Origin of the sequence: Candidatus Nitrosotalea sp. FS, from assembly GCF_011319475.1 — an archaeon.
Lineage (GTDB): Archaea > Thermoproteota > Nitrososphaeria > Nitrososphaerales > Nitrosopumilaceae > Nitrosotalea.
This window is the reverse complement of sequence record NZ_RCMC01000054.1, coordinates 1-2,692: the sequence shown is the minus strand read 5'-3', so window position 1 is coordinate 2,692 and position 2,692 is coordinate 1. Positions and strand designations below refer to the sequence as shown.

Genomic DNA, 2,692 nt, shown 5'->3' with positions numbered 1-2,692 from the left:
CCACTATCTATCTTACCATCAGAAGTAAAGATCGAAGTTGATTGGTTGGCAGTAGTTGCTTTTGCAAGGCCACTCATTATTCTATGTGGAACAGAATCATTGTTGGTCCAAACTATTGTGGTACCAGTAGCTACCTGTACATTTGATGGTGTATAATGTACTTGGTTGTTGATATCAGATGCGCCGTATACTATACTTATGTTAGTAGTTGATGATGATTGTGTAGTGTTTGTANTGTGGTTATAGTATTGGCAGATAATACTTTTGCACTGCAGCTTACTTTCAAAGTCTCAGCGCCTGTAATCTTGCCTGATATGCTAAAGACAGAACCCTCTTGGTTACTGTCAACTATTCTTCCAAACAAATTGAGATGAATTATGTTTCCATTTTGATCCTGTGCATCGCCTTGGATGACAAAGTACTTGCTGTCTCGCAAGATGGAGACCTGCCAGACCCCGNTTCCATTTTGATCCTGTGCATCACCTTGGATGACAAAGTATTTTCCGTCTCGCAATATTGAGACCTGCCAAAGTCCAGAATTAAGATAGTGAGTATTTGCTATTGTAACAAGTCCATTGTCAAGTGTTGCTTGCATAGTACCTCCGCTATTCGATCCTGCAGTAATCTGTAAGGCAATACTTGAATCAAAAATANTTGCTATTGTAACAAGTCCATTGTCAAGTGTTGCTTGCATGCTGTTTCCACTATTTGATCCAGCAGTAATCTGTAAAGCAATAGTTGAATCAAAAATCGCTTTATTTCCTGAAAGATATCCAGAGGCATCAATCAAGTATTTTCCATTGGTTGAGAAATCAGAATAGGCATTAGGCAAATACAATGTAGTAGCTGCAAGTCCTGCAATTACCATTAGAAACAGGAATACGTATTTCACTAGATTACTCAACTCCGTATTGCATATTTAATTACTAGGTATAATTTATCCAACAATTAGGCAATTCCCAGTTAATTTTCTTTACAAAGTAGTTTTTGCATTAACCACACTTGATCCAAAATGTTGAATCATGTAATACTCTATGAATCCTCCAGCTAGTAGTAGTGCCACAACAATTCCTATCTCTATGATAGTTTGGCGCATCTCAGATTGTAGAGGTTTTTTTCTTATGATTGCAATTATCAACAAAAAGCTTCTTGACATTCCTATTGAATAAGCCGCAAGCTCCATCAATCCAAAAGGAGACAAGTAGAGTAACGCCAGCGGTGGGACTTTTGCAAGTGCAGGAGTCGTTGATACCAGTGCCCCAAATGCAAGGNTCAATCCAAAAGGAGACAAATAGAGTAACGCCAGCGGTGGAACTTTTGCAAGTATTGGAGTTGTTGATACCAGTGCCCNCTTCTTGACATTCCTATCGAATAAGCCGCAAGCTCCATCAGACCAAAAGGAGACAGGTAGAGTAACGCTAGTGGTGGGACCTTTGCAAGTGCAGGAGTTGTTGATACTAGCGCTTCAAATGCAAGACCTGTTGACCAAGCTGCAAATATGCCCCAAGCCAGCCCAAAACCTGGAATAAACATTGGCAGTGCAACTGATGCATTGTGTGCAAAAATTCCTATGGCATCAATTCCTTCAACTGCTTTTTGAAATTCTTTGAGAAATGATTTCGATTCCTCGTCAGATAATTTACTTTCAGTTCCAATTAAATAAGATAAAGAGAAAATCACTACAAAAATAACAAAAACTAGAACTCTTCGTTTTCTAAACAATGATCCAATTTTACTAGAACTATATTTGAGGTATTGGTTGTTGGATCAGATTTAATTAAAAGTCGTATTATGAGACCTTGTTGAAAGAAGAAGTTTCCTCTGCCATCACTTATGCACTAAGCAAAGGATTTCAGATTCATCCTGATGCGTTTAAGATATTAGAAAAAATTGACGTCAAGGAGCTTCAAAATATCATCAAGCAAGTTGTTCGAGAAAAATCTAAACAAAATTTGTTCTTGATTAATCAAAGCGACCTCAAGATGTTTGTAGAGTCGGAGATAGATGATAGAATTGAAAATAATCACGTAATTTTGTTTGATCCTACAAAAAAGGTCACTTCTGCAGAAGGAATTGAGGGTTTTCAGGCGTTATTCAAAGACAGGTACTCAAAACTGCTTAAAATCATGATGCAGCGTTCACAGTCAAAGAAACTAACCCCCATCTCAAACGTAACAAACGGCAAACTGGAGGAGGATACCTACATTGCAGGCCTGCTCATGGACAGAAGAATTGAAAGAGACGTTACAAAAATAGTGATAGATGATCCCACAGGATCAATTGAGCTTTTGATCTTCAATAAAGAGATACAGGAAACAGCAAACTCCCTGCAGATTGACCAGTTTGTAATGGTATCAATTGCAAGTGGAAAGAACGGAGGATTTTTTGTAAAAGAAATTCTTGTGCCAGACATACCTGATCATATAGCAAATCGCTCAAAGACTGAGACCTATGCTGTCTTCATCTCCGACTTGCACGTAGGAAGCAAATTCTTTATGGAAAAAGAGTTTTCAGAGTTTGTTTCATGGCTTTCAAGTCCTGATCCAATAGCACGAAAGGTCAGGTTTGTACTTGTGGGTGGAGACGTCATTGACGGTATTGGTANATCTTCAATAAAGAGATACAGGAGACCGCAAATTCACTGCAGATTGACCAGTTTGTAATGGTGTCGATTGCAAGTGGAAAGAATGGT

General features: G+C 38.5%; 1 protein-coding gene. It reads right to left on the bottom strand.

The window, feature by feature from the left end:
• Window positions 1–235: 235 nt before the first annotated feature.
• The coding region (locus DYY66_RS12950; protein ID WP_218583579.1) for a hypothetical protein at window positions 236–436 on the bottom strand (201 nt) is incomplete at its 3' end.
• Window positions 437–2,692 lie beyond the last annotated feature (2,256 nt).